The organism is Microbacterium stercoris (genome assembly GCF_017592545.1).
Classification (GTDB): Bacteria; Actinomycetota; Actinomycetes; order Actinomycetales; family Microbacteriaceae; genus Microbacterium; species Microbacterium stercoris.
This window is the reverse complement of the sequence record NZ_JAGFOA010000001.1, coordinates 434,823-460,623: the sequence shown is the minus strand read 5'-3', so window position 1 is coordinate 460,623 and position 25,801 is coordinate 434,823. Positions and strand designations below refer to the sequence as shown.

Here is a 25,801-nt window from a genome sequence, read left to right as displayed (position 1 = left end):
GTGCGACCCTTGCTCGGTGACCCCGGCTGATCCGTTTCCGACTCCCGTCGCCGCCGCTGATCGCACACGCCTTCGTGTGGAGATCGGCCTCGTTATGGCCATCACGGTCGGACAGTCGGCACTGTACGCGGTGCTCGCTCTCGTGAAAAGGCTGCTCGACAGCACTCCCCTCTCGCAGCAGTCCGCCCAGCTGAATCAGCCGATGTCGGCCGAGGTCATCTGGGACGTGATCTACCGCGTGCTGGACGTGGCCTTCGACCTCGCGCTGGTGGGCATCGTGCTCTACCTGCTGTGGGAGCCGGGGCGCAATGCGCTGCGCCGGCTGGGACTCGACTTCACGCGCTTCGGCGGCGACCTCAGCCGCGGACTGCTGCTCCTGGCGGCGATCGGCATCCCGGGGCTCGCCCTTTACGCGGGCGGACGCGCGCTGGGCGTCACCGTGACGGTCCAGGCCTCCGCGGGGATCGAGGCCTGGACGGTGCCTCTGCTCATCCTGTCGGCCCTGCGCGCGGGGCTCATCGAAGAGGTGGTGGTGATCGGCTACCTCGGCGATCGGCTGTCTCGCCTCGGCTGGGGATCGTGGCGGATCATCATCGCGGCCGCCCTCCTGCGTGGCGCGTACCACGCGTACCAGGGCTTCGGCTCGATCGTCGGCAACGTCGCCATGGGCATCGTGTTCGGCTGGTGCTACCGCCGCTGGGGCCGGCTGATGCCGCTGGTCGTGGCGCATGCGCTCATCGACACGATCGCGTTCGTGGGATATCCCCTCGCCGCGTCCCTCTGGCCCGGCGTGTTCTGACGGCTCGGATCAGGAGGCGCGGCGCGCGATCCGGTATTCGAGCCCGGCGCGCACGGCCGGCCACTCGCTGGCCAGGATCGAGAACACGACCGTGTCACGGATCGTGCCGTCGGGGAGGATGCGGTGGTTGCGGAGCACGCCGTCCTGCTTGGCGCCGAGGCGCGCGATCGCGGTGCGCGACTGGTGGTTGTGCCAGTGGGTGAAGAACTGCACGGCGATCACGTCGAGCTGCTCGAACGCACGCTGCAGCAGGAGCAGCTTGGCGGCCGGGTTGATTCCGGTGCCCTGCGCGGAGGCCGCGATCCAGGTGTACCCGATCTCGACGCGTCGGTTGGCCTCGTCGATGTTGCAGAACGTCGTCATGCCGACCGCCCGGCCCGTGCGGGCGTCGACGACCGCCCACGGCGCCATCTCCCCCGCCGCCTGCATGGCAAGACGGCGATCGATCTCCGCCGCGACCTGATCCGGCGCCGGCACGCTTGTGTACCAGATGCGGTGGAGATCGCCCGCGGCCTGCGCGAGGTCGTCACCGTGCGTGCGATCCAGGGGCTCGAGACGGACGAGGTCGTTCTGCAGCAGGGGGTTCTCGGCGAAGCTCACCCGGCAACGCTACCGGCGTCGGCGAAGGCCTCGATCGGCGGGCACGCGCAGACGAGATGCCGGTCGCCGTAGGCCTGGTCGACACGGCGCACCGGCGGCCAGTACTTGCCCGCGCTGTTCCCCGCCGGGTAGACCGCGAGCTCGCGGGAATACGGGTGCGGCCACTGGGTCGCGACGGCGCACGCCGCGGTGTGCGGGGCGTTCACGAGCGGGTTGTCGTCGGCGGGCCACTCCCCTGCACCGACGCGCCGCGCCTCGTCGTGGATCGCGATCATGGCCTCGACGAAGCGATCGAGCTCGCCCAGGTCCTCCGACTCCGTCGGCTCGACCATGAGCGTGCCCGGCACGGGGAACGACATGGTCGGCGCGTGGAATCCGTAGTCGATCAGCCGCTTCGCGACATCGTCGACCGTGATGCCCGTCTCCTCGCGCAGCGGGCGCAGGTCCAGGATGCACTCGTGCGCGACAAGGCCGCGCTCGCCGGTGTAGAGCACGGGATAGTGATCGCGCAGTCGGGCGGCGACGTAGTTCGCGGCCAGCACGGCGGCACTCGTCGCATCGGTGAGGCCCGCACGCCCCATCATCCGGATGTAGGCCCAGGTGATGGGCAGGATGCCGGCCGATCCGTGCGGCGCCGCGGAGACAGGGCGCTCTGCGGTCGGCAGGAACGGAGCGAGGTGGGCTTTGGCCGCGACCGGTCCTACACCGGGGCCGCCGCCGCCGTGCGGGATCGCGAACGTCTTGTGCAGATTCAGGTGCGAGACGTCCCCGCCGAGATCGCCGAAGCGGGAGTGCCCCACCAGGGCGTTGAGATTGGCGCCGTCGATGTAGACCTGGCCGCCGGCGCTGTGCACGGCCGCCGTGATGTCCTTCACGTCTGCCTCGTAGACGCCGTGGGTCGACGGGTAGGTGATCATCAGGGCGGCCAGAGAATCGGCGTGCTCGGTGATCTTCGCCCGGAGATCCTCGAGGTCGACGTCGCCGCCCTCCGCGGTCGCGACGACCACGACGCGCATGCCGGCCAGCACCGCCGAGGCCGCGTTCGTGCCGTGTGCCGAGGACGGGATCAAGCACACATCGCGGCGCAGCTCGCCGCGCGAACGGTGCCATTCGCGGATCGCGAGCAGCCCTGCCAGCTCACCTTGCGATCCGGCGTTCGGCTGCAGCGACACGGCGTCGTAGCCCGTCAGCTCCGCCAGCCACGTCTCGAGTTCGGCGATGAGCGCAAGGTATCCGGCCACGTCCTCCGACGGTGCGAGCGGATGGATCCGGCCGAACTCGGGCCAGCTGATCGCGGTCATCGCGGCCGCCGCGTTCAGCTTCATCGTGCACGACCCGAGCGGGATCATGCCGCGGTCCAGCGCGTAGTCCTTGTCGGCGAGCGCGCGCAGATAGCGCATCATCGCGGTCTCGCTGCGGTGCGCATGGAACACGGGGTGCGTGAGGAAGGCGTCCTGGCGTTGAAGGGCCTCCGGGATGGAGCGGAACTCGCCGACGAAGGCGGGTCGCGTGGCCGTCGCGACCGCGTGGAAGGCCGCGGCCACGGACGCCAGGTCGTCGCGCGTGGTGGCCTCGCCCACCGAGAGCGAGACGGTGTCGGCGTCGACCAGGTGGAGCTGCACGCCGCGCTCATGCGCCTCGGCGATGACGTCGCCCGCGGCGCCCGGAACACGCACCGTCAGCGTGTCGAAGAAGCTGCGGTGCACAACCTGAGCGCCGGTAGCCTCGATCCGCGCCCACAGGCTGTTCGCCTTCGCGTTGATCTCGGACGCGATGCGGAAGAGCCCTTCGGGCCCGTGATAGACCGCATACATCGACGCCATGACGGCCAGCAGCACCTGTGCGGTGCAGATGTTCGACGTCGCCTTCTCGCGCCGGATGTGCTGCTCCCGGGTCTGCAGGGCGAGCCGGTACGCGAGCGCCCCCTCGGCATCGACGGAGACGCCCACGAGACGGCCGGGCAGTTGCCGCTCGAGACCTGCGCGCACGGCGAGGCAGCCGGCGTGAGGGCCGCCGAACCCAAGCGGCACGCCGAACCGCTGCGTGGAGCCGACCACGATGTCGGCGCCGAGCGATCCGGGCGAGGCGATCAGCGTCAGCGCCACCAGGTCGGCCGCGACGACGGCGAGCCCGCCGCGCGCCTGCACGGCGGCGATGGCGTCGCGCGGATCCCAGATGCGCCCGGATGCGCCCGGGTACTGGATAAGGGCGCCGAAGGCATCCGGGGCGGCAGGGGCCGACGGATCATAGGGCGTCTCGTGCAGCACGATGCCGAGCGCCTCGGCCCGGACGGCGAGCACGGCCTTCGTCTGCGGCAGCGCATCCGCGTCGACGAGGAAGACGTTCGACGTGCTCTTCGAGGCGCGCCGCGCCACGAGCATCCCCTCGACGGCCGCCGTCGCCTCGTCGAGCATCGACGCGTTCGCGACCGGCAGCCCGGTCAGGTCGCCGACCATGGTCTGGAAGTTGAGCAGCGCTTCGAGCCTGCCCTGCGAGATCTCGGGCTGATACGGCGTGTAGGCCGTGTACCAGGACGGGTTCTCGAGCACACCCCGCTGGATGACCGGCGGCGTGATCGTGTCGCTGTAGCCGAGTCCGATCATCGGGGACAGCACGCGATTGCGTGCGGCGAGTGCGCGCAGCTCGGCGAGCGCCTCCGCCTCGGATGCGCCGGTCTCGGGGAGCGCGCCGGGCGCGAACGCCCCACCCGGACGGATCACGGCCGGCACCGCGGCATCCATCACGCGTTCGAGCGCGCGACGGCGGTCCGCGCCGACGCCGATCGCCTCGGCCATCGCGGTCTGGTCGGCGTCGTTCGTTCCGATGTGCCGATGAAGGTACGAACGGCTCATCCGGCTGCTCCGGTGACCTCGGTGTAGGCCGCGCGGTCGAGCAGCCCGACCGGCTCGTCCGACACGCGCACCCGGATCAGCCAGGCGGCGAAGGCGTCGGCGTTCACGGCCTCGGGCTCGGCGTCGATCGCGTCGTTCACCTCGACCACCTCGCCGGAGACGGGCGCGTACAGCTCCGAGACCGACTTCGTCGACTCGATCTCGCCGAACACCTGGCCCGCCGTGACCGTGGTTCCGACGGACGGCAGATCGACGTAGACGATGTCGCCCAGCTGATCCGCCGCGAAGTCCGTGATGCCGACGGTGGCGATATCTCCGTCGCGGGCGATCCACTCGTGCTCGGCGGTGTACTGCAGGGCGGTGAGGTCGGTCATGAGATCCTCCGGTAGAAGGGCAGGGCGGTGACGGATGCCGGGACACGTGTGCCGCGGATGTCGATGGTCAGGTCGGGGGCCTCGGCCGCGTCGGGGCGGACGTAGGCCATGGCAACGGGATGGCCGAGGGTGGGGCTGAGGGCGCCACTGGTGATCTCGCCGACGCGGTCGTCGCCGCGGAAGACGCCGTAGCCCGCGCGCCCCGCGCGGCGCCCGTCGGCGGAGAGACCGATGAGCACGGGAGCGTCCGGGTCGGCCATGTGCTCGCCGACGAAGTCGCGCTTGCCTGCGGGGATCACGCGGCCGAGTCCGGCCTGCTCGGGCCGGATGCCGCGTGAGAGCTCATGGCCGTACAGCGGCATGCCGGCCTCGAGTCGGAGGGTGTCGCGCGCGGCGAGGCCCGCCGGCACCAGCTGGTGCGGCTCCCCTGCCTCGAGCAGTGCACGCCAGAGGGAGACGGCGTGGCGTGCGGGCACAAGCAGCTCGAATCCGTCCTCGCCCGTGTAGCCGGTGCGGGCGATGACCAGCGGCTCGCCCTGGAACGTCGCCGACGCCCAGGCATAGGCGCGCAGCGCGGCGAGCGGCTGCGAGAGGTGCACCACCCCCGGGGTCTCGCCCAGGATGCGCTCGGCGGCGGGCCCCTGCAGCGCGAGCAGCGCGAATTGGTCCGAGACGTCCTCCAGCTCGACGCCCGTATCGCCGACGACGTATGCGAAGGTGCCGCCCGTCGTCGTCTCGGCGGTGCGCCGGAAGGCGAACGACGAGATCCGCGCGCGCAGCTCCTCGACCACGGTCTCGCGGTTCCCGGCGTTCGCGACGATCAGAAACCGGTGCTCGCCCGTCCGGTACACGATCAGATCGTCGATGATGCCGCCGTCCTCGGCGAGGATCATCGTGTACTTCGCGCGCCCGACCGGGATGCGCGAGATCGCGCCGGCGAGCGCGAAGTCGAGGAACGCGGCGGACTGCGGCCCGTCCACGACGATCTCGCCCATGTGCGAGATGTCGAAGAGCCCGGCGGCCTGCCGCACCGCGTGATGCTCGGCCAGATCCGACGAGTAGCGCACCGGCATGAGCCAGCCGCCGAAGTCCGTGAAGGACGCGCCGAGCGCGGTGTGCTCGCTGTGGAGGGGGGTGGTGCGCTGCGGGGCCAAGAGCTCTCCTGACGAACGTTCGTCCGGTGCCGGGCCTCGGATGAGACCCGGGAGAACTCCCCCTCTGTCATGGACCTGAGAGCTTCGGCGGATCCGTATCGCTGCGGATCCGACTTTCACCGTCGGCGGGAGCCTCCGCTCCGCTTTCCAGAGTGGCCCGATCCGCGCGGTACGTGTACCTGAGAGATTGGCGGGGAGGCTTGCTCCTTCGGTGTCACCTCGTGTGAGGCGACTCTCCCGCGCGTGTCGTGGGGCCGATGTTCGGTTGTCGCGGTCAGCCTAGCGGCGCGCACCCCCGAACACGAGGGTGCGCGCCGGCCGCTCACGCGACGGCCACTGCGGTCCGCTGCGCGAAGAACGCCAGCTCGTACCGGCACGACTGCTCGAACGCCTCGCGCATCCGACCGAGCTGGTCGTTCGTGGCCGTGCGAGCGGCCCGCTGCACCCAGGCGATGGCCTGGCGTGTGGACGCGGCGAACTCCGGCGAGCCGTACATCGTCAGCCAGTCGGCGTAGGGGTGGCCGGGATGGTTGACTCGCGCGAGCTTCTCTCCGACGTCCTGATACACCCAGTAGCACGGCAGGATCGCGGCGGTCAGGATGCCGTAGTCGCCCGTGCCCGCCGAGGCCGCGAGGTGGGACAGGTAGGAGATCGTCTCCTCGCTCGGCTCGGGCTCGTCATCCGCCCCCACGACCGCGCCCACGCGTGCTTCGTGCAGGGCGAGCTCCGATTCCAGGCAGGCCTGCGCGCCGCTCGCCCAGAACTCCCTCTCGGGCTCGGTCGGCGCCAGTTCGGCCGCGCGCTCGAGAGCCCGGGCGTAGCAGTGCAGGTACAGCGCATCCTGGGCGAGGTAGTTGTCGAAGTCCTCCCGCGCGAGCGTTCCGTCCGCCAGCTGTCGTACGAACCACAGGTCATCGATCGCGGATCGGATCGGCTCGACGTCGTCCCACCACGTGGTGAGTTCGGCGCCGGCGCCCGGAAACGCCTGTCCCGCCCACAGCGCGTAGGCGTGGTGCAGGGGTCCGTGCCCGCCGGGCGCCCCCACCTCCAGCTCGGAGGCGGCCGCGATCGCACCGCGCAGCCAGGTGCGGGCGAGGCGGGCGGCCACCGCCCAGTCCCCGTGGCGCGCGTAGATCGCGGCGAGCGCCGAGGACAGCGAGCAGCCCGTGCCGTGCGTGCTCGTGGTCGAGATGCGCGCGCCGAGGAACTGGGCGACGGCGCCGTCGACGCCGATCAGCGCATCGGGTGTCTCCTGGCCCGGCAGGTGCCCGCCCTTGGCCAGGACCAGCACGCCGTGCCGCTGCGCGAGGCGCGCCGCCTGCTCGCGGGCGAACGGCCACGACGAGGCGACCGGCTCCCCCAGCAGAGCGGCCAGCTCCGGCAGGTTCGGGGTGACGACGTCCGCACGCGCGATCAGCCGCTCGAGCGCGATCACGGCATCCGGATCGATGAGGCGGTCGCCCGAGGAGGCGACCATCACCGGGTCCAGCACGATCGGCGGCTTCGCGGGCAGCGCATCGATCCAGGAGACGACCTCGTCGATGACCGCGGACGAGGGCAGCATGCCGATCTTCACCGCGTCGATCCGGATGTCGGACGCGAGCGCGTCGAGCTGCTGACGCAGGAACCCGACCGGCGGGACATGCACTCCGCTGACGCCCTGGGTGCTCTGAGCAGTCAGCGCGGTGAGGGCGGCCATGCCGTATCCCCCGCATGCCTGGATCGACTTGAGGTCGGCCTGGATGCCGGCGCCGCCCGACGGATCGGATCCGGCGATGGCGAGCACGTTGGGGATCATGCGAGGGCCTCGGTCCTCTGGGCGATGATCTGCGCGGCGTTCCATTCCGCACAGAGCGCCTCGGCGGCGGCCTGCGGATCGGGCGCCGAGCAGACGGCTCGCACAACGGCCAGCCCCGCCGCCCCCGCCCGCTGCGCGTCGGCGGCGTCGCCCGAGCCCACCCCTCCGATGGCCACGCAGGGCAGATCGCCTGTGCGCGCCGCGAAGGCGGCGAAGCCGTCCCACGCGAGGGGCGCGGGGTGATCCTTCTTGGTCGGCGTCGCGCGCACCGCGCCGACGCCGAGGTAGTCGACCGTTCCCTCCGGCAGGCGCCGCAGTGCGGCGAGCTCGTCGTCGCGGCTGGCGCTCAGCCCGACGATCGCCTCCGGACCGAGCAGGGCGCGCACGAGGTGCGGCGGCAGGTCGCTCTGCCCGACGTGCACGCCGTCGATGGGCACCCCCGCGGCCCGCGCCGCGAGAGCGACGTCGACGCGGTCGTTCACGAGCAGCACGGCGCGGCCGTCGATGCGCTCGGCGCACGCCTCCACGATCCGCAGCAGCTCGTTCGCCGCGAGTTCTTTCCCGCGGATCTGCACTACGCCCGCGCCCCCGGCGACCGCGGCGGACACGACATCGGCGACCGAGCGCCGGAATCCCGCTCCCGTGATGGTCGTGACGTCCGCGACGAGGTAGGTGGACAGCTCGAGGCGAGCGCGCATCATCGAACGCCCGCCACGTCGAGCACGAGCACATCGCGGGCGGCGAGCCGCTCGGGCGTGACCGCGGCGAGCGCGTCGAGGAAGTGCACGGCGAAGGAGCCCGGTCCGCCGGCTGTCGCCTCGGCGCGCTCGGACGCCTCGGCATGCACCAGGTGCGCGACCACAGCGCCCTCCAGAGCGCCGAAGCCGGCCGAGGCCGCGGCCCAGGAGAAGGCGGCGACCGTGGCGCCCAGGGCGCATCCGCCGCCCGTGACCTTCGTGAGCAGTGCGCTGCCTCCGGGCACCCGCACGATCCGCTCACCGTCGGTGATTAGGTCGACGGGGCCCGACACGGCGACCACCGCGCCCGTCTCCGAGGCGAGGCGAACCGCGACGTCGAGCGTCGCATCGACGTCGTCGGCGGCGTCCACCCCGTGGCCGCCCGCCCCCGCACCGGCGAGCGCCAGGATCTCGGACGCATTGCCTCGGATGACCGCGGGGCGCTGCGCGAGCAGCTCGGCGGCGAAGGCGGTGCGCAGGCTCAGCGCGCCGACGCCCACGGGGTCGAGCACCCAGGGGGTGCCCGCCTCACGGGCGGCCACGGAGGCTTCGAGCATCGCCTCGCGCTGCTCGGCCGACGGCGTGCCGAGGTTGACCAGCACCGCGGATGCGAAGCGTGCGCACTCGCCGGCCTCGACGGGGATGTCCGCCATCACGGGGGCCGCGCCGACGGCGAGCAGCGCATTGGCGGTGAAGTTCACCACGACCGAGTTGGTGAGGCACTGCACGAGCGGTGAGCCCGCCCGCAGCTCTCGAAGAATCGCCGCGGCGTCGATCACCGGCCCGCCGCGTCCGCTCGTGTCGATGTGGTCTGGATACGCGTGTGCCATGGAAGACATCCCTCCGCTCGTGCTGACGAGATCAGGTGAATACGGGTGTGATCTCAGTCCCCTCGGTGCGGGGACACCCCGTGTCTCTCCGCCCAGGCTAGCGGCTGGAGGGGGCCTGTGACGGCGGATGACGCCGATTGCCTTCAGGGGTGGTGGCTCGGTGCAGAGGCATTGCCGCAACGGGAGAAGGGCCCCTCACCGTGGTGAGGGGCCCTTCTCGAACCGGATCGGATCCGGCTCAGGGGATGCGGTTCAGCGAGCTGGTGGCAAGACGTCCCAGAAGCTCGGTGAGCTTGTCGACGTCGCTCTGATCCCACTCGCGGAAGATCGCGCGGTACTGCGCACGCGAGGCCTTCTTCATCGCGGTGTACCGTTCGATCGCCTCGGGTGTGGGGGTCACCTCGAAGACCCGGGCGTCCCCCTCGCTGCGGGCGAGGGTGACAAGGCCCCAGTCCTTCAGGTCGCGCAGCTGGCGCGACACGACCGACTTGTCCATGTGCGTCTGGGCGACGATCTCGCTGACGGTGAGCAGCGGACGGCCCTCACGGTCTGCGAGGAGCACCGGCCGCAGCACGTTCCAGCCCGCGAGACGGAGTTCCGGATGGATCGCCGTGGCGACCGACAGCATCCGGCTCTTGAAGAGCGGGCCGATGGCCGCGAACGCTCCCTCGAGGGCGTCGATCGACGATTCAGCGCTCATTTCCCGTCTCCGTCGACTCCGGCTCCGGCACGAGGCCCGAGAGCGCGCCCATGGCGTCCTCGTGACGGCGCTGAGCCGCCTCGAGCACCTCGCGAGCGTGATCCGCCTGCAGGCGCACGGCCTCCTGCGTGCGGCGATCGTACGTGTCGAGGTGTGCGGCCGCCGCGGCGATCTGCGCCTCCACCTCGGCGAACGCCGCCCGGGCGCGCTCGACCGCGGCCTGCGTCTCGGCGACCGAGAACCGCGAGGCGGCGGCCGCATCGGCCAACGGCGTCTCCGGGGGGACCGGCGAGGACGCAGCGACCGGCGAGGACGCCGCGACAGGAGCGGGGTTCTCTGCCGGATCGGCCTCGAGCACCGCCACCGCGGAGTGCGCCTGCTCGGCCGAGGCCGCCGAAGCGGTCTCGGTCAGGCTGCGCTGTGTGGCGCGACGCGAACGACGCGCGTGGGCGAGCTCCTCCTCGGGCACCGGGATGGCCCCGGTCTCGACGAGCTCCCGGTAGCCGGCGCCGCCCTTCTCGGCGGGCTCGAGCGCCGCGAGCTCGGCGCCGAACTCCTCCTCGATCTGCTGCGCCGCGGTCTTGCGCGACAGCGGCTTGTTCGGGAGGAAGATCGTGCAGATGAGCGTGATGATGGCGAGCGGGACGACGAGGAAGAACAGGTTGGCGATCGAGTCGCCATAGCCGCTCTCGACGACGGTGCGCACCGGCTCGCAGAGCGCGGCGATGTCGGGCAGATTGCCCGACTGCATCTGCTCGAGACTGTCGGCGCAGTCGGGGTTGTCAGCCAGCAGCTGAGGGATGCCGAGCGAGGGGTCGATCTTCGCGACGAGCTCCTCGAGGCCCGTCTTGATCTTGTCGCCCACCTGCGTGCCCAGGATGGATCCGAGCACCGTCACACCCACGGTGCCGCCGAGGCTGCGGAAGAACGCGATGGCGCCCGAGCCCGAGCCAAGCATGCTGGCCGGCAGCGAGTTCTGCACCACGAGCACGAGGTTCTGCATCAGGACGCCCGAGCCGAGACCCAGCAGGAACATGTAGCTCCACACCATCCACATCTCGGTGTCGTAGTGGATCGTGGACATGCCCGCCAGACCGGCGGTCAGGATGACCGCGCCGGCGATGACGAAGCCCTTCCACTTGCCGGTGCGCGAGATCAGCTGACCGACCACGATGGCGCCGACCATCGAGCCGATGACCATGGGGATGGTCGCGAGTCCCGCGTCGGTGGGCGTGAATCCGCGCGCGTACTGGAGGTACTGGCTGAGGAAGACCGACGTGCCGAACATCGTGACGCCGACCGAGATCGACGCGACCGAGGCGAGGGCGAAGGTGCGCTCGCGCAGCATGCGCAGCGGGATGATCGGCTCGGCCACCACGAACTGCGTGATGATCGCGGCGAGCGTGAACAGCACGGCCACGCCGAGCATGGTCCAGCTGGCCGCCGAGTCCCACTCGAAGCCGCCCGCGGCGGGCTTGCCGCCGAGGCTGATCCAGATGAGCAGCAGCGCGATGCCCGCGACGATGAACGCCGCACCGACGAGGTCGAGCTTGACGGCGCGCGCGCGGCCGATGACCAGCGGCTCCGGATCCTTGCTGCGGTACTCGGTGACGATCGCCGCGGCCGCGAAGAACACACCCGCACCGGCGATGAGGAAGCTGAGGGCGGAGTTCCACTCGAAGCCGCCCTCGTCGGGCTTGCCGCCGAACTGCAGCCACAGCATCAGCAGGCCGATGCTGGCGATCACGAAGCCGATGCCCATGAAGTCGATGCGCACGGGGCGCGTGTGGTTGGAGACCTTCAGGGTGGCCTGCATCATGATGAAGGCGACGACCGCGATCGGGACGCCGACGAAGAAGCACCACTCCCAGCCCCAGGTGTCGGCGATGACGCCGCCGAGCAGCGGGCCGGCGATCTGGCCGACGGCCATGACCGCGCCCATGATGCCCATGTACTTGCCGCGCTCACGCGGAGCGATGATGTCGGCGATGACGACCTGGCCGAGGGCCATCAGGCCACCCGTGCCGACGGCCTGCACAAAGCGCCAGGCGATGAGCCAGGTGGCGCCGCCCTCGTGACTCTCGCCACCGATCTGGCCCGCGAAGCCGGCGGCGACGGTGGCGGCGACGAAGATCACGAGCGCGATCTGCAGCAGCAGCTTGCGGTTGAAGATGTCCGAGAGCTTGCCCCAGATCGGGGTGGTCACGGTCATGGTGAGGAACGCGGCGACCAGCACCCACGTGTACTCGGTGTTGGTGCCGTTGAGGTCGGCCATGATGACCGGCATCGGAGTCGCCACGACGGTCGATGAGATGAGCACAACGAACATGGCTGCCATGAGGCCGGAGATCGCGGAGAGGACCTGCGACGGGCGCATGACGGGATGAGACCCAGTATCCGTATCTGGGCGCGCGGTTTCAGTTGACATCCATCAACCATCTCATAATCGTTGACATGGGTCAAGTTCTGGTGGCGACACGGACCCGCGCCCCCGCTCCGAACGACCGCCGCGAAGTAGTCTCGAGAGCGTGAGCCAGACGACCGAGCGAGCCGCGGATCCGATCCGGGTCGCCGTGTCGACCGTCATCTTCTCGCTGCGCCCCGAACCCGACGCGCACAGGCTCATGATCCCCCTCGTGCGGCGCACTCGCCAGCCCCACCTCGAGCAGTGGGCGCTGCCCGGCGGATGGCTGGATACGGCCGAGGGACTGCAGGATGCCGCCTCGCGCACACTCGCCGAGACCACCGCCCTCGCGCCGAGCTTCCTGGAGCAGCTGTACACCTTCGGCGACGTCGACCGCTCCCCCACCCGCGTGGTCTCCGTCGTCTACTGGGCACTTCTGCGATCCGACCTGGTCGACGCCCAGCGCGCCGTGCAGGGTGCCCCCGAGAACGTCGAGTGGTTCGACGTCGACGACCTGCCCGAGCTCGCCTTCGACCACAACCGCATCGCCGACTACGCGCTGTGGCGACTGCGCAACAAGGTGGGCTACAGCCGCATCGCGGCCGGGCTGCTGCCGGACGAGTTCACCCTCAGCGAACTGCGCGAGGTGTACGAGTCGGTGCTCGGACGCCGGCTGGATCCGTCGAACTTCCGCCGGCTGCTCGAGGGCTCCGAGGCGCTGGTGCCGACCGAGTCGTTCCGCACGGGCAAGCACCGCCCCGCACGTCTCTTCCGGTACAACGCCGAAGCGGAGGATCTCGGCCTCTAGTTCTGGTCATCCTGACCCGAATTGCACTTCTGGTCATCAGGACATTAATCTGGCGCCGACACAGTAAGTGTCGCCGCGACCAGAAGAGGTGCCCGATGCCCGCTCTGAACCTGCTCGACAGCCGCCGGATCGACCCGTCCGTCGACCACGAGATCCAGGCGATCGCCACGGGATCCGCCGCCGGCTCGACGTGCGATGCGGACCTCGCCGCGGCGCCGTGGGACTTCGACACCGTGCCGGGCTACGGCCCGGGCGCCTCGCTGGGCGACGTCATCCCCACCGGCTCGCCCCTCCAGGGCGCGCTGCCCGCCTCGTACCGCGAGGCCTCGGAGGACGAGCTGCACGCGCGCATCGTCGCCGCCAAGGCGGCGCTCGGCGACCGCGTGGTGATCCTGGGCCACTTCTACCAGCGGGAGGAAGTGGTGCGTCATGCCGACTACGTGGGCGACTCGTTCCAGCTGGCCAAGGCCGCGCAGGCCCTGCCGGACGCGGAGGCGATCGTGTTCTGCGGCGTGCACTTCATGGCCGAGACCGCCGACCTGCTGTCGGCGCCCGGGCAGGCGGTCATCCTGCCGAACCTCGCGGCCGGATGCTCGATGGCCGACATGGCCGACATCGACCAGGTCGAGGAGTGCTGGGAGCAGCTCGCCGACCTGTACGGCCCGCTCGACGTGCCGGATGCCGACGGGCTGCTGCCGGTGATCCCGGTCACGTACATGAACTCCTCCGCGGCGATCAAGGGTTTCGTGGGCCGCAACGGCGGCATCGTCTGCACCTCGTCCAACGCGCGCACCGTCCTCGAGTGGGCCTTCGCCCGAGGGCGTCGGGTGCTGTTCTTCCCCGACCAGCACCTCGGGCGCAACACGGCGAAGGCCATGGGCGTGCCCCTCGACCGGATGCCGATATGGAACCCGAACAGGGCGCTCGGCGGCTCGAGCGCGGCTGAGCTCGACGATGCGCGCGTCATCCTCTGGCACGGCTTCTGCTCGGTGCACCGCCGCTTCACGGTCGAGCAGATCGAGAAGGCGCGGGCCGAGCACCCCGGCGTGAAGGTGATCGTGCACCCCGAATGCCCGATGCCCGTCGTCGATGCGGCCGACGAGGCCGGCTCGACCGACGTGATCCGGCGCGCGATCGAGGAGGCGACCGAGCCCACCACCTTCGCCGTCGGCACGGAGATCAACCTTGTGCAGCGCCTCGCCGCCCAGCACCCGCAGCACACGATCTTCTGCCTCGACCCGGTCGTCTGCCCCTGCTCGACGATGTATCGCATCCACCCGGGCTACCTCGCGTGGACGCTCGAGGAGCTGGTCGCGGGCCGTGTGGTGAACCGGATCACGGTGCCCGACTCGGTCGCCGACCCCGCACGCGTCGCGCTCGATCGCATGCTCGCCTGTGTCCCCCAGGCCCCCGCACGGTCGAACTGACATGGGCGCGACCCACGCGGTGGTGGTCGGCAGCGGCATCGCCGCCCTGACCTTCGCGCTGCACGCGGTCCAGCGGGGCGTCGAGGTCACGATCGTCACCAAGGGATGCGCGGACCAGGGCTCGACCCGGCACGCCCAGGGCGGGATCGCCGGCGTCGTCTTCCCCGGGGACAGCATCGACGACCATGTCGCGGACACCCTGACGGCGGGCGCAGGCCTGTGCGATCCGCATGCCGTGTCGATCCTCGTCACAGAGGGTCCGGAGCGGATCCGCGAGCTGATCGACTGGGGTGTCGCCTTCGACCGTGACCGGGAAGGGCGACTGCTCGCGGGCCTCGAAGCCGCGCACTCGCAGCCGCGCATCCTGCACGCCGGCGGCGACGCCACGGGACTTGCGATCGAGAGCGCCCTGCTGCGCGCGGCGCGTGAAGCCGGGGTCCGGATCGTCGAGCACGCGTTCCTGAAGGACCTGGTCGTGGTCAAGGGACGGGTGCTCGGCGTCCGCGTGGGTCACGAGGGCCGCACCGCGGTGCTCGCCGCCGACGCGGTTGTGCTCGCCACGGGCGGGATCGGGCAGGTCTTCGAGCGCACGACGAACCCGCTCGTGGCGACGGGCGACGGCATCGCCGCGGCCCTGCGGGCGGGCGCCGCCGTGCAGGATCTCGAGTTCGTGCAGTTCCACCCGACGGTGCTGGCGACAGGAACACCGTTCCTCGTGTCGGAGGCCGTGCGGGGCGAAGGCGCCGTGCTGCTCGACGATCAGGGCCGGCACTTCGCGTTCGATGCCCACCCGGACGGCGAGCTCGCCCCGCGCGACGTCGTGGCCCGCGCCTGCGCCGCCGCGGGCTCGGTCCGCCTCGACGCCACCGCGATCCCGGACCTGGCCACCCGGTTCCCGTCGATCGACGCGGCCGTGCGCGACCGCGGCCTCGACTGGAGCGCCACCGCCGTGCCCGTGACGCCCGCGGCCCACTATGTGATGGGCGGCATCGTCACCGATGTCGACGGCCGCACCACGCTGCCGGGGCTGTACGCGATCGGCGAGTGCGCTCGCACGGGTGTGCACGGCGCCAATCGCCTCGCGTCGAACTCGCTGCTCGAGGGTGCGGTGTTCGGAGCACGCGCGGCCGCGGCCGTGTCCGAGGCCGGACGCCCGCGCCGCGGCACGCTGCCGACCTGGGACGGCCCGATCGCCCCCGCGCCGCCGCGGGACGCACACGCCCCGCGCGACGGAGCCCGCGGTGCTGCCGAGGTGTTCACCCGCGCCGCGCTGCAGCGTCTGATGTGGACGCACGCCGGCCTGCTGCGCGACGGCGACGGCCTCGCCTTCGCCGGGGAGACGATCGCCGCATGGCGGGCCGGCTCGCGCGATCCGGTCACCGTGGCCGAGCATGAGGACGCCAACCTGCTGATGGTCGCCGAAGCCGTCGTGGCGGCGGCGTTCGCGCGCCGTGACTCCGCCGGCGCCCACTGGCGCACCGACGCGCCCCTCCACACGTCCCGCGAACTCGCCACGGCAGGAGCCCTCTGATGCGCGACGGCAGTCCTCTCTCCCGGTCGATCATCGACCGCGTCGTTCAGGCCGCGCTCGACGAGGATGCCCCGTGGGGCGACGTCACGGCCGCGGCGTTCCTGCCCGAGACGACCGTGGCCCGCGCGGAGCTGGTGGCCCGCGAGACGGGGATCTTCAGCGGCGGCGAGGTGTTCGCGTCGGCCTTCCGGCTGACGGATCCGAGTGTGTCGGTCGAGCTGCTGCTCGCCGACGGCTCCGCGTTCGAGCCGGGGAGCGTGATCGCGAGAGTCGACGGATCCGCCCGCGCCGTGCTGACCGCCGAACGCGTCGCCCTCAACTTCACGCAGCGGATGAGCGGCATCGCGACGCTCACGGCACGGTACGTCGCCGAGGTGGCGCACACCGCCACGCGGATCGTCGACACACGCAAGACCACCCCGGGCCTGCGCGCATTCGAGCGTCACGCCGTGCTGTCAGGCGGCGGCTTCAACCACCGCTTCTCGCTCTCGGACGCGGTGATGGCCAAGGACAACCACCTCGCCGTGCTCACCGCGGGCGCGGCCGACTATGACGCGGCGCTGACCGAGGCGCTGCGCGCCGGCATCGCCCACCTGCCGCACACGGTGCACGTCGAAGTCGAGGTGGACCGGATCGAGCAGATCGAGCCCGTTCTCGCCGCTGGGGCGCACACCGTGATGCTCGACAACTTCTCGGTCGCCGAGCTGCGTGCGGGTGTCGAGCTGATCGCGGGCCGGGCACAGGTCGAGGCCTCGGGAGGCGTGAGCCTCGAGACCGTGCGCGCGATCGCCGAGACCGGCGTCGACGTGATCTCGGTCGGGGCCCTGACGCACTCGGCGCCGTCGCTCGACCTCGGGCTCGACGTCACGCTCTCATGAGCATGCTGTACCTCGACAACGCCGCGACCACGCCCGTGCGCCCCGAGGTGCGGGAGGCGATGGCCCCCTTCCTCGCGCACGAGTTCGGCAATCCGTCGAGCCACCACACGGTGGGCGAGCGAGCATCCTCCGCCCTCGAGGACGCGAGGGCGCGCGTGGCCGCCGTGCTCGGCATGCGCCGCAGCGACGTCGTGTTCACCTCCGGCGGCACGGAGGCCAACAACCTCGCGGTCAAGGGGATCGCGCTCGCCGCTCTGCTCGAGCGCGGCGCCCGGCACCTGGTGACGACTCCCATCGAGCATTCCTCGGTGCTCGAGTCGGCGCGCTATCTCGAGCGCATGCACGGATTCACGGTGTCATCTGTGCCGGTATCGGGCACCGGAGTCGTGTCGGCGGATGCCGTCGCCTCGGCCGTGCACGACGACACGGCACTGGTCTCCATCGCCTACGCCAACAACGAGGTCGGCACCGTGCAGGACCTGCCTGCGCTGCGCGCCGCCGCCGGCCGGGTGCCCTTCCACACCGACGCGGTGCAGGCCGCCGGCTGGCTCCCGCTCGCCGGCCTCGGCGTGGACGCCGTGTCGATCTCGGGTCACAAGCTCGGCGCGCCGAAGGGCACGGGCGCGCTCGCCGTGCGCGGGCGCGTGCCGCTCGAGCCTCTGCTGCACGGCGGCGGGCAGGAGCGCGGCCGCCGCAGCGGCACCGAGTCGGTCGCGGGCGCCGTGGCGCTCGCGACCGCGCTGGAGCTGGCAGCCGCAGCGCAGGCGGCGGATGCCGCGCGGGTGCGCGCGCGGCGGGACGAACTCGTGGCGCGCGTGCTCTCGCTTGTTCCGTCGGCACGGCTCACGGGCGATCCCGTGCGAAGGCTGCCGGGCACCGCCTCGTTCACCTTCGAGGGCGTGAACGGCGAGGCGGTGCTGCTCGAGCTCGAGCGTCGCGGCGTGATTTCGTCGAGCGGATCGGCCTGCGCCGCCGGCCGCACCGATCCCTCGCACGTGCTGCTCGCCCTCGGCATCGCCCGCGACGTCGCACAGACGGCGCTGCGCCTCACCCTGCCCCATCACTGGGCCGACCACCTGAGCCCCGTGGCAGACGCGATCGCCGCCTCCGTGGCGGCCGTCGGACGCTGATCCGCGCCTAGGCTCGAGTCGTGCCCGAAGCCGCCCCTCCCCTCGTCACCGTCGTCGTGCCGGGGTGGAACATCGCTCCCTACGCGGCCGAGGCCCTCGCCTCGCTGCAGGCGCAGACGCTCGACGCGTGGCGAGCGATCCTGATCGACGACGGATCCGTCGACGGAACCGGATCCGTCTTCTCCACGTTCGCCGAGCGGGATCCGCGGTTCACGGTGGTGACGCACCCCGTTCAGCGCGGACTCGGAGCCGCCCGCAACACGGGTCTCGAGCTCGTCGACACCCCCTATGTCGGGTTCTTCGATGCGGACGACGTGATGCTGCCGCGCGCCCTGGAACTGCTGGTGGGCTCTCTCGAGCGCTCGGCGAGCGACGTCGCGGTCGGGCAGTACTCGCGGCTGCGGCCGGATGACGCCGGCGGCTACTCCCCCTCTCCCGTGCAGCCGTGGGTCGAGGCGTCCACCGGCGCCGGATTCACGGGCGTCACCCTGGATCAGCATCCGGACGTGGTCGGCAACATCGTCGCGTGGTCGAAGGTGAGCCGAGCCGAGCTGTGGCGCGAACTGCGGTTCCCCGCCGGTCTCTACGAGGACCAGGCCGTGACGCAGCAGCTGTACGTCGGCGCGCGAGCCATCGACACGATCGCCGAACCGGTGGTGCACTGGCGCGTCCGTGCCGAGGGCACGTCGATCACGCAGCGCGAGGCCGATCCGCTGGTGCTCGCCGCATGTCTCGACGCGATGCGCGACGGCCTCGCCGTGCTGCACCGCGAGGCGCCGGCCGTCGCGGCCGCCCCCCCCGGCGGGCCCCACCGCGGGGGGGTGCGCGCGCGGCCCCCGCGGGGCCCCCGGGCCCCGCGCCGCCCGCCCCCCACGCCGCACGCGTCGGCCAGATCCTTCGGATGGACCTCCCGCGGCTGCGTGCGCTGGACCTCGCGCCCGCCTCTCGCGAGGCGGTCGAGCTCTTCGCCGCCGAGCTCACCGGCGCCTGACGCCCGGGGCCTGCCGGCTCAGGCCTCCGGCAGGCCGGTGGCCGGCGGGGCGGCGAAGCCGACGGGAGTTGTGACCTCGGGCTCCGTGCGCTCATCGGCCGGGGGCTTGTCGGCGCGCCGGGTGCGCAGCTCGGGATCGGGCTCCGCCGATCCGGTCTCGGCCTCGAGCACGCGGCTGGCGGCGAGCTGCTCCTCGGCGAGCTCGGCGTAGAGTCCCCCGAGCGCGATGAGCTCGGCGTGCGTGCCCGACTCGACGATGCGCCCCGCGTCGATGACGTGGATGACATCCGCGTCGATGACCGTCGACAGGCGGTGGGCGATCGAGAGGGTGGTGCGGCCGGCCGAAGCGGTCTCGAGGGCTTCCTGAACGATCCGCTCCGAGACGGTGTCAAGAGCGCTCGTCGCCTCATCCAGCAGCAGGACGGGCGGATCCTTCAGCAGCACTCGTGCGATCGCGATCCGCTGCTTCTCACCACCCGAGAGTCGGTATCCGCGCTCGCCGGCGATGGTGTCATAGCCGTGCTCGAACCCCGCGATGATGTGGTGGATGTTCGCCTTGCGACAGGCGTCCTCGATCTCCGCGTCCGTGGCGTCGGGCTTGGCATAGCGGAGGTTCTCGCGGATCGTCGCGTGGAAGAGATAGGTCTCCTGCGACACGATCCCGACGTGGTCGATGATCGACTCCTGGGTGAGGCGGGTGACGTTCTCGCCCGAGAACCGCACCTCGCCCGACTCCGCCTCGTACAGGCGCGGTGTGAGGTAGAGCACGGTGGTCTTGCCCGCGCCCGAAGGCCCGACGAACGCGACCTGCTGACCCGGCTCGGCGACGAACGAGATGCCCTGCAGCGTGGGACGGGCATCCGCCGACGCATCGGGGTAGCGGAAGACCACGTCTCGGAACTCGATGCGCCCCACCGGGCCGGGCGCGTGCTCGACCGAGATCGCATCGGGCGCGTCCTGGATCGCCGGCTTGAGGTCGAGGTACTCGAAGATGCGGGCGAACAGGGCCGCGGAGGTCTGCACGTCCAGCGCCACCCTCATCAGACCGATGAGCGGCTGCAGCAGGCGCGCCTGAACCGTGGTGAATGCCACCACGGTTCCGGCGGTGATGAGGCCCGGGTTGCCGGCGAGCAGGAAGCCCGCGAACAGGTAGATGACCGCCGGAACGCTCGCCATCAGCACGTGCACGACCGCGAAGAACCCCTGACCGCTCATGGTCTGGCGCACCTGGAGACGGATCTGGTTCGCGTTCTCGTCGGAATAGCGCCGCGACTCGGTGCGCTGCCGGTTGAACGCCTTGGACAGGAGGATCCCCGACACGCTCAGCGTCTCCTGCGTGATCGCCGTCAGCTCCGACAGCGACTGCTGCGTCTCGGCCGCGATCTTCGCGCGGATCTGCCCCACGCGCCGCTGCACCAGGACGAGGATCGGCATCAGCACGACCGCGATGAGCGTCAGGCGCCAGTCGATCAGGATCATTGCGACGAGGGAGGCGACGACGGTCACGATGTTGCCGAGGATCGCCGCGACCGTGTTGGTGAGCACACCCGAGACGCCGCCCACGTCGTTCTGCAGCCGGGACTGGATCACGCCCGTCTTGGTGCGGGTGAAGAAGCCGAGCTCCATCGCCTGGAGGTGCTCGAACATCCGCACGCGCAGGTCGCCCGTAACCCTGTTGCCGACGTTCGAGGTGAACCAGGCCTGCGCGATGCCGACGAGCGCGCTCACCACGTAGAGCCCCACGATGAGGAGCACAAGACGCACAAGCAGGTCCATCTGCACCGCTCCGACGGATCCGGCTCGCTCGTCGATCGGGAACAGCGCGTCATCGAAGATGCGCTGGATCACCAGCGGCGGGATGGCGCCGAGCGCCGCGCCGGCGATGACGAGCAGACCCGTGACGGCGATCCTGCCGCGGTACGGACGGAACAGGCCGACCACGCGGCGCCGCAGGTCGGGGATGCGGGGCGCCTCCGCGTTCAGCTTGCGAAGCGCGTCCTCATCAACGGTGCGGCCCCCGCCGCCGCGCCCCTGCCCGCCTATCACGCGCCCCATGCTCATGCTCGCCAGCCTAACCACGGGCCCTCGCACGTCATCCCCGGACCGTCTGCGCGGGTGGGGCGTTCGCCGGATGGGCGCCGGCTGGGTGAGCGCCGAACAATTGCTGGGTGAAATCGGGAATGTAATGTCGGAAGCCGCGGTTAGCCTGAGTTGTCGGCGCGCAGACTCCTGCCTTACTTCTGCCGGCCCACCCGCTTTCGCACCGGATCACACGATGATCCGCCGATGGGTGCTTCGCCCTTCCCGCCACGAGGAGAACGATGACCGCCACCGACACCAACCCCCGCACGGGCTCCGTGCCGACCCCCGACATCGCCCGCGCCCTGCCCCAGATCGACCCCGCGGGCATGCGCGTCGTCTGGCTGCTGCTGATCGCCGGCTTCGTCGCGATCCTCAACGAGACGACGATGAGCATCGCCATCCCGCACCTCAACGTCGACCTGGGCGTGCCGCCTGAGCTCGGCCAGTGGCTGACGAGCGCCTTCATGCTGACGATGGCCGTCGTCATCCCCACCACCGGCTTCCTGCTGCAGCGTCTGACCACGCGACAGGCGTTCCTGCTCGCGATGTCGCTGTTCACGGCGGGCACCGCCATCGCCATGGTGGCCCCGGGCTTCGAGGTGCTCCTCATCGGACGCATCGTGCAGGCCGCGGGCACCGCGATCACCATGCCGTTGCTGATGACCACCGTCATGTCGGTTGTGCCCGCGCACGCACGAGGCCGCATCATGGGCCGCGTCGGCATCGTCATCTCGCTCGCCCCGGCGATCGGGCCCACCCTCGCCGGCGTGCTGCTGCAGGTCGCGAACTGGCGCTGGATCTTCGGTGTTGTGCTGCCGATCGCCGTGATCGCCCTCATCATCGGCGCGAAGCTCATGACCAACCTCGGCGAGACGAACAAGGCGCCGCTCGACGTGCTCTCGGTGATCCTGTCGGCATTCGCCTTCGGCGGTCTCGTCTACGGACTCAGCCAGATCGGCGGATCGCACGGATCGAAGTCGCCCGCCATGCCCGAGGGTGCGGCCGGCGCCATGATCGCCGCCGCGGTCGTGCTGCTCGGACTGTTCGTCTGGCGGCAGATCGCCCTGCAGAAGAAGGACGATGCGCTGCTCGACCTGCGCGTCTTCCGGGCACGCAACTTCACCCTCTCGATCGTCGTCATGGGCATCCTGTCGCTGGCGATGTTCGGCACCTTCACCGCGCTGCCCCTCTACATGCAGGATGTGCTGCGCCTCGACTCGGTCACCGCAGGCCTCGTTGTCCTGCCGGGCGCCGTGGCCATGGGTCTGCTGGGCCCGGTCATCGGCCGCATCTACGACGCCAAGGGTGTCGCGATCCTGCTGATCCCGGGCACCGCGCTCGTCGCGCTGGTGATGGGCTTCTACGCGACGCTCACGGAGTCGACCCCGGTGTGGGCGCTCGTCGTCGCACAGATCACCATGTCGGTCGGTATGGCCATGTCGTTCACGCCGCTGTTCTCGGCGTCGTTGGGCTCCCTTGCACCGAAGCTGTACTCGCACGGCTCGGCGGTGCTGAACACGCTGCAGCAGGTGGCGGGTGCGGCAGGCGTCGCGGTGCTCATCACCACGATGGCCTCGGTCTCCGCCTCCCGCGAGGCGGCGGGCATCGCCGAGCTCGCCGCGGGTGCCGCAGGTGCTCGCGCGGCGTTCCTGTTCTCGGCGATTGTCGCCGCGCTCGCCGTCGTCGCGGCCGTCTTCGTGCGCAAGCCCGAGGACTCGTCCGAGGGCTTCCACGGCGGGCACTGACGCCGACACTCAGAAGGGCGCCGACCGCGAGGTCGGCGCCCTTCGTCGTTGCGGCCGCCTCCGCGCCCTTCGTGATTGCGGGCCGACCTGCCCATCCGACCAAGGCAAGCGCCGTCCCGCGTGATAGGCAGGATGGATGAGCACCACCCAGCGCGCCGACGCGCCGTCCCCCACCAGCCCGTCCGCCCCTGCCGCCGACCGCGCCGCGCGCCTCGCGGTGACGGTCTTCCCCATCCTCGTCATCGTCGCCGGAGTGATCGGCTTCGCCTTCCCCGGCGCCGTCGCACCGCTCGGCGCCGCCGTGCCGTGGCTTCTCGGCGTCGTGATGTTCGGCATGGGCCTCACGCTCACCCTCCCCGACTTCAGTCGCATCCTGAAGCGGCCGTGGATGGTCGCGATCGGCGTCGTGCTGCAGTACCTGATCATGCCGCTCACCGCGTGGGTCATCGTCCTCATGCTGCAGCTGCCCGCCGAGCTCGCGGCAGGCGTGATCCTGGTCGGCTGCGCTCCCGGCGGCACGGCGTCGAATGTGGTCACCTATCTGTCGCGGGGCGACACCGCCCTCTCGGTGACCGTGACGACCTGCTCGACGCTGCTCGCGCCGATCCTCACCCCGCTGCTCACGCTGTGGCTGGCCGGACAGTTCCTCGAGGTGCCCTTCGCCTCGATGTTCGTCTCGATCCTGCAGACGGTGCTGCTGCCCGTGATCGCGGGCCTGGTCGTTCGCCTCCTGCTGCGCCGCTGGGTCGAGCGAGCCCAGCCGATCCTGCCCTGGCTGTCCACGATCGCGATCGCGCTGATCGTTGCCGCGGTGGTGGGTGGCAGCGCCGACAAGATCGTCGAGGCCGGCCTCCTGGTGTTCGTCGCCGTGTTCCTTCACAACGGCTTCGGCCTGCTGCTGGGATACCTGGCCGCCTGGGGCCTGCGCATGACGCAGCGTGAGCGCCGGGCGATCGCCGTCGAGGTCGGCATGCAGAACTCCGGCCTGGCCGCCTCGCTCGCCGCCGCGCACTTCTCGCCTCTCGCTGCACTGCCTGCCGCGGTGTTCTCGGTCTGGCACAACCTGTCTGGAGCGCTGTTCGCCCTGTGGATGGGCCGCCGTCCCGTCACCGACGAGTGAGAACAGGAAGGGGGCCGCCCCCGCGGGGGGGCCCCCCCGCGGGCGCCCCCCCCCATTCAGCGTCTCCGGACGAGTGCTCAGGCGGGCGGCGGATACGGCGATTCCGCGAGCAGGCGGGCCAGATGCGCGGCATGCCTGGCCAGCGTCGCTGTCGTGCTGGCCACCTTCTCCGGTGTCTGCGGCAGATCCTTGTAGTCGGTGGACTGCATGGCCTCACCGTTCCAATAGACCCCGCCCTGCGACGGGATGGTGAAGCCCACGTCGGTGAGTGCCTGGTCGAGATCGGCGGTGATGGCGTGGGCGCCGTCCTCGTTCCCCACCACCACGGTGACGGCCACCTTCCCCGCCAAGATCGGACGCCCCTCGTCGTCCGTCAGCGAGATCTCATTGTCGAGCCGCTCGAGCACGCGCTGAGCGACGCTCGACATGTGCCCCATCCACGTCGGGGTGCCGAACACGAGGATGTCCGCGTCGAGCACCTTCTGCCGAAGCTCCGGCCACTGGTCGCCGTCTCCCATGTCGTCGAGCACCCCCGGGCGCACGTCGTGATCGACGACCCGGATCTGCTCCCCCGTCACGTCGTGAGCTGCGAGCGCTTGCAGCACCTGACTGTTCAGCAGCTCGGTGCTCGACGGCTCTGGCGATGGGCTCAGCGTGCAGTTGAACGCGAGTGCGTGCATGGTGCTCCTTCTCTCGCCGCCGCGCGACGGCGCCTGTGGAGTCCACTCAACGCCTGCTGCCGTTCGAGGGCGCGGGGTTGACAGTGCGACAGCGGAGCCCACCGATCGCGAGCGGGCTCAGCAGCACGACTGACCTCGTGCGCCGGGTGGGCGGCGCCTACATCCACTTGCGCCATTTGAAGACGGCGTAGAGCCCCACGGCGGTGACGACCATCAGCGCGATCGCCATCGGATAGCCCCATGCCCAGTGCAGTTCGGGCATCTCGGTGAAGTTCATGCCGTAGATGCCGGCCACGATGCTCGGTCCGAAGAGGATGGCCGCCCACCCGGAGATCTTCTTCACCTGCTCGTTCTGTGCCAGCGCGGTCTCGGTCTGGCGACGCGTGACGAGCGTCGAGTTCACCGTCAGCGCGTTCTCCAGGATCGCGCGGAACGACGACAGGCGCTCCGAGATCCGGATCGTGTGGTCCAGCACGTCTCGGAGGGCGCGCTGCAGCTCGATGTGAACGCCGTACTTGTCGGCGCCGCGCAGCAGCGCCTCGAGCATCATCACGAGCGGATCGGCAGCGCGCTGGAAGCCGATCACCTCGCGCGAGAGCAGGTAGATGCGCTGCGACAGCTCCGCGGTGTCGTCGTTGAAGAGCTGATCCTCGATCTCGTCGATGTCGTTCTGGAGCCCGGCGACGACGGGCTCGTATTCGTCCACCACCTCGTCGAGCACCGCGTACAGCACAGCCTGCGGCCCCAGCGCGAGCATGTCGGGGCGCCCCTCCATACGGTGACGCACCCGCGCGAGATCCGGACGCTCCGCGTGGCGGATCGTGACCACGAAATCCGGGCCCACGAAGACGTGGAGCTCCCCGAACTCCACCATCTCCTTGCGATCGATGTAACGCGCCGGCCGCAGCACCGTGAACAAGATGTCGCCGTAGCGCTCGAGCTTCGCACGCTGGTGGCCGTTCAGCGCGTCCTCGACCGCCAGCTCATGCAGCGAGAACTCGTCGGCCACCTCGGCGATCTCCTCCTTCGTCGGCCGGAAGAGACCGATCCAGGCCATGCCGCCCTGGGACGTCATGTACTCGAAGGTCTGCTCGAGGCTCGCGGGGTTGTCGATCCGGTGGCCGTCGACGTACACGGCGTTGTCGATGATGGGCACGCGCC

The 25,801-nt window shown here is 70.8% G+C and carries 20 protein-coding genes, 1 pseudogene and 2 riboswitches; of the genes and pseudogenes, 9 read left to right on the top strand and 12 right to left on the bottom strand.

All coding sequences use genetic code 11. The features are described from left to right. Positions 1 to 94: 94 nt before the first annotated feature. On the top strand, positions 95 to 799 hold the full coding sequence (locus J5V96_RS02080) for a CPBP family intramembrane glutamic endopeptidase (protein ID WP_236014447.1): 705 nt from the start codon (positions 95 to 97) through the stop codon (positions 797 to 799). Positions 800 to 808: 9 nt separating this feature from the next. On the opposite strand, the gene J5V96_RS02075 is transcribed toward J5V96_RS02080, so the two are convergent. The 9 genes from J5V96_RS02075 to J5V96_RS02035 all read right to left on the bottom strand — a co-directional run bounded on the left by J5V96_RS02075 (position 809) and on the right by J5V96_RS02035 (position 12,221). Next, entirely contained in the window at positions 809 to 1,399 is a 591-nt protein-coding gene (locus J5V96_RS02075; protein WP_208499985.1) for a GNAT family N-acetyltransferase, read from the bottom strand. Then, the gene (gene gcvP / locus J5V96_RS02070) at positions 1,396 to 4,251 is read right to left on the bottom strand and encodes an aminomethyl-transferring glycine dehydrogenase (protein WP_208499984.1); all 2,856 of its coding nucleotides are present in this window, start codon (positions 4,249 to 4,251) and stop codon (positions 1,396 to 1,398) included. The genes J5V96_RS02075 and gcvP overlap by 4 nt, the downstream gene beginning before the upstream one ends. Continuing rightward, on the bottom strand, positions 4,248 to 4,625 hold the full coding sequence (gene gcvH / locus J5V96_RS02065) for a glycine cleavage system protein GcvH (RefSeq protein ID WP_208499983.1): 378 nt from the start codon (positions 4,623 to 4,625) through the stop codon (positions 4,248 to 4,250). Before gcvH ends, gcvP begins: the two co-directional genes overlap by 4 nt. Continuing rightward, on the bottom strand, positions 4,622 to 5,779 hold the full coding sequence (locus J5V96_RS02060) for a glycine cleavage system aminomethyltransferase GcvT (RefSeq protein WP_208499982.1): 1,158 nt from the start codon (positions 5,777 to 5,779) through the stop codon (positions 4,622 to 4,624). Before J5V96_RS02060 ends, gcvH begins: the two co-directional genes overlap by 4 nt. A 54-nt stretch (positions 5,780 to 5,833) precedes the next feature. Continuing rightward, positions 5,834 to 5,936, bottom strand: a riboswitch (glycine riboswitch). Then, positions 5,937 to 6,029: riboswitch (glycine riboswitch) on the bottom strand. A 72-nt stretch (positions 6,030 to 6,101) separates the two neighbouring features. After that, positions 6,102 to 7,577: a bifunctional hydroxymethylpyrimidine kinase/phosphomethylpyrimidine kinase gene (locus tag J5V96_RS02055; RefSeq protein WP_236014360.1), complete on the bottom strand. Its 1,476-nt coding sequence runs from the start codon at positions 7,575 to 7,577 to the stop codon at positions 6,102 to 6,104. Continuing rightward, entirely contained in the window at positions 7,574 to 8,278 is a 705-nt protein-coding gene (thiE, locus tag J5V96_RS02050; RefSeq protein ID WP_236014359.1) for a thiamine phosphate synthase, read from the bottom strand. Before thiE ends, J5V96_RS02055 begins: the two co-directional genes overlap by 4 nt. Continuing rightward, a complete protein-coding gene (gene thiM / locus J5V96_RS02045) occupies positions 8,275 to 9,144 on the bottom strand; it encodes a hydroxyethylthiazole kinase (RefSeq protein WP_208499980.1) in 870 nt (289 codons plus the stop codon). The genes thiE and thiM overlap by 4 nt, the downstream gene beginning before the upstream one ends. Before the next feature lie 238 nt (positions 9,145 to 9,382). Continuing rightward, positions 9,383 to 9,844, bottom strand: a complete 462-nt coding sequence (locus tag J5V96_RS02040; protein ID WP_208499979.1) for a MarR family winged helix-turn-helix transcriptional regulator — start codon at positions 9,842 to 9,844, stop codon at positions 9,383 to 9,385. Further along, on the bottom strand, positions 9,834 to 12,221 hold the full coding sequence (locus J5V96_RS02035; protein ID WP_208499978.1) for an MDR family MFS transporter: 2,388 nt from the start codon (positions 12,219 to 12,221) through the stop codon (positions 9,834 to 9,836). The genes J5V96_RS02040 and J5V96_RS02035 overlap by 11 nt, the downstream gene beginning before the upstream one ends. Positions 12,222 to 12,417: 196 nt before the next feature. On the opposite strand from J5V96_RS02035, the gene J5V96_RS02030 reads away from it, so the two are divergent. From J5V96_RS02030 to J5V96_RS16900, 6 genes and pseudogenes are all read left to right on the top strand, one after another. After that, positions 12,418 to 13,056 carry an NUDIX hydrolase gene (locus J5V96_RS02030; protein WP_307793509.1) on the top strand — a complete coding sequence of 213 codons (639 nt, stop codon included), beginning with the start codon at positions 12,418 to 12,420 and terminating at the stop codon, positions 13,054 to 13,056. 95 nt (positions 13,057 to 13,151) lie between these two features. Further along, positions 13,152 to 14,483: a quinolinate synthase NadA gene (gene nadA / locus J5V96_RS02025; protein WP_208499977.1), complete on the top strand. Its 1,332-nt coding sequence runs from the start codon at positions 13,152 to 13,154 to the stop codon at positions 14,481 to 14,483. 1 nt (position 14,484) lies between these two features. Continuing rightward, the gene (gene nadB, locus J5V96_RS02020) at positions 14,485 to 16,014 is read left to right on the top strand and encodes an L-aspartate oxidase (RefSeq protein ID WP_208499976.1); all 1,530 of its coding nucleotides are present in this window, start codon (positions 14,485 to 14,487) and stop codon (positions 16,012 to 16,014) included. Continuing rightward, on the top strand, positions 16,014 to 16,892 hold the full coding sequence (nadC, locus tag J5V96_RS02015) for a carboxylating nicotinate-nucleotide diphosphorylase (RefSeq protein ID WP_208499975.1): 879 nt from the start codon (positions 16,014 to 16,016) through the stop codon (positions 16,890 to 16,892). The genes nadB and nadC overlap by 1 nt, the downstream gene beginning before the upstream one ends. Before the next feature lie 2 nt (positions 16,893 to 16,894). Next, positions 16,895 to 18,022 (top strand): cysteine desulfurase family protein, encoded by a 1,128-nt coding sequence (locus J5V96_RS02010; protein ID WP_208500550.1) that lies wholly within the window; start codon positions 16,895 to 16,897, stop codon positions 18,020 to 18,022. A 20-nt stretch (positions 18,023 to 18,042) separates the two neighbouring features. Beyond that, a pseudogene (locus J5V96_RS16900) lies at positions 18,043 to 18,405 on the top strand (glycosyltransferase family 2 protein); the annotation flags it as partial. Positions 18,406 to 19,031: 626 nt separating this feature from the next. Here the strand turns inward: J5V96_RS16900 and J5V96_RS02000 are convergent. Further along, positions 19,032 to 21,068: an ABC transporter ATP-binding protein gene (locus J5V96_RS02000; protein WP_208500548.1), complete on the bottom strand. Its 2,037-nt coding sequence runs from the start codon at positions 21,066 to 21,068 to the stop codon at positions 19,032 to 19,034. A gap of 266 nt (positions 21,069 to 21,334) precedes the next feature. Between J5V96_RS02000 and J5V96_RS01995 the strand changes: the two genes are divergently transcribed. Both J5V96_RS01995 and J5V96_RS01990 read left to right on the top strand, forming a co-directional pair. Continuing rightward, entirely contained in the window at positions 21,335 to 22,840 is a 1,506-nt protein-coding gene (locus J5V96_RS01995; protein ID WP_208499974.1) for an MDR family MFS transporter, read from the top strand. A 136-nt stretch (positions 22,841 to 22,976) separates the two neighbouring features. Then, positions 22,977 to 23,960, top strand: a complete 984-nt coding sequence (locus J5V96_RS01990; protein ID WP_208499973.1) for a bile acid:sodium symporter family protein — start codon at positions 22,977 to 22,979, stop codon at positions 23,958 to 23,960. Positions 23,961 to 24,037: 77 nt separating this feature from the next. Here the strand turns inward: J5V96_RS01990 and J5V96_RS01985 are convergent, their stop codons facing one another. Further along, entirely contained in the window at positions 24,038 to 24,640 is a 603-nt protein-coding gene (locus J5V96_RS01985; RefSeq protein WP_208499972.1) for a flavodoxin family protein, read from the bottom strand. Between the two features lie 157 nt (positions 24,641 to 24,797). Continuing rightward, positions 24,798 to 25,796 carry a magnesium and cobalt transport protein CorA gene (locus J5V96_RS01980; RefSeq protein WP_208499971.1) on the bottom strand — a complete coding sequence of 333 codons (999 nt, stop codon included), beginning with the start codon at positions 25,794 to 25,796 and terminating at the stop codon, positions 24,798 to 24,800. Positions 25,797 to 25,801 lie beyond the last annotated feature (5 nt).

Bases quoted from the DNA above. Each gene is read 5' to 3' on its own strand.
- J5V96_RS01995 (WP_208499974.1), top strand. From the start codon at position 21,335: ATGACCGCCACCGACACCAACCCCCGCACGGGCTCCGTGCCGACCCCC.
- J5V96_RS02055 (WP_236014360.1), bottom strand. From the start codon at position 7,577: ATGATCCCCAACGTGCTCGCCATCGCCGGATCCGATCCGTCGGGCGGC.
- J5V96_RS02035 (WP_208499978.1), bottom strand. From the start codon at position 12,221: ATGCGCCCGTCGCAGGTCCTCTCCGCGATCTCCGGCCTCATGGCAGCC.
- nadB (WP_208499976.1), top strand. From the start codon at position 14,485: ATGGGCGCGACCCACGCGGTGGTGGTCGGCAGCGGCATCGCCGCCCTG.
- J5V96_RS02000 (WP_208500548.1), bottom strand. From the start codon at position 21,068: ATGGGGCGCGTGATAGGCGGGCAGGGGCGCGGCGGCGGGGGCCGCACC.
- J5V96_RS02080 (WP_236014447.1), top strand. From the start codon at position 95: ATGGCCATCACGGTCGGACAGTCGGCACTGTACGCGGTGCTCGCTCTC.
- J5V96_RS02040 (WP_208499979.1), bottom strand. From the start codon at position 9,844: ATGAGCGCTGAATCGTCGATCGACGCCCTCGAGGGAGCGTTCGCGGCC.
- thiM (WP_208499980.1), bottom strand. From the start codon at position 9,144: ATGGCACACGCGTATCCAGACCACATCGACACGAGCGGACGCGGCGGG.
- thiE (WP_236014359.1), bottom strand. From the start codon at position 8,278: ATGATGCGCGCTCGCCTCGAGCTGTCCACCTACCTCGTCGCGGACGTC.
- J5V96_RS01990 (WP_208499973.1), top strand. From the start codon at position 22,977: ATGAGCACCACCCAGCGCGCCGACGCGCCGTCCCCCACCAGCCCGTCC.
- nadA (WP_208499977.1), top strand. From the start codon at position 13,152: ATGCCCGCTCTGAACCTGCTCGACAGCCGCCGGATCGACCCGTCCGTC.
- J5V96_RS02010 (WP_208500550.1), top strand. From the start codon at position 16,895: ATGCTGTACCTCGACAACGCCGCGACCACGCCCGTGCGCCCCGAGGTG.
- gcvP (WP_208499984.1), bottom strand. From the start codon at position 4,251: ATGAGCCGTTCGTACCTTCATCGGCACATCGGAACGAACGACGCCGAC.
- J5V96_RS01985 (WP_208499972.1), bottom strand. From the start codon at position 24,640: ATGCACGCACTCGCGTTCAACTGCACGCTGAGCCCATCGCCAGAGCCG.
- gcvH (WP_208499983.1), bottom strand. From the start codon at position 4,625: ATGACCGACCTCACCGCCCTGCAGTACACCGCCGAGCACGAGTGGATC.
- nadC (WP_208499975.1), top strand. From the start codon at position 16,014: ATGCGCGACGGCAGTCCTCTCTCCCGGTCGATCATCGACCGCGTCGTT.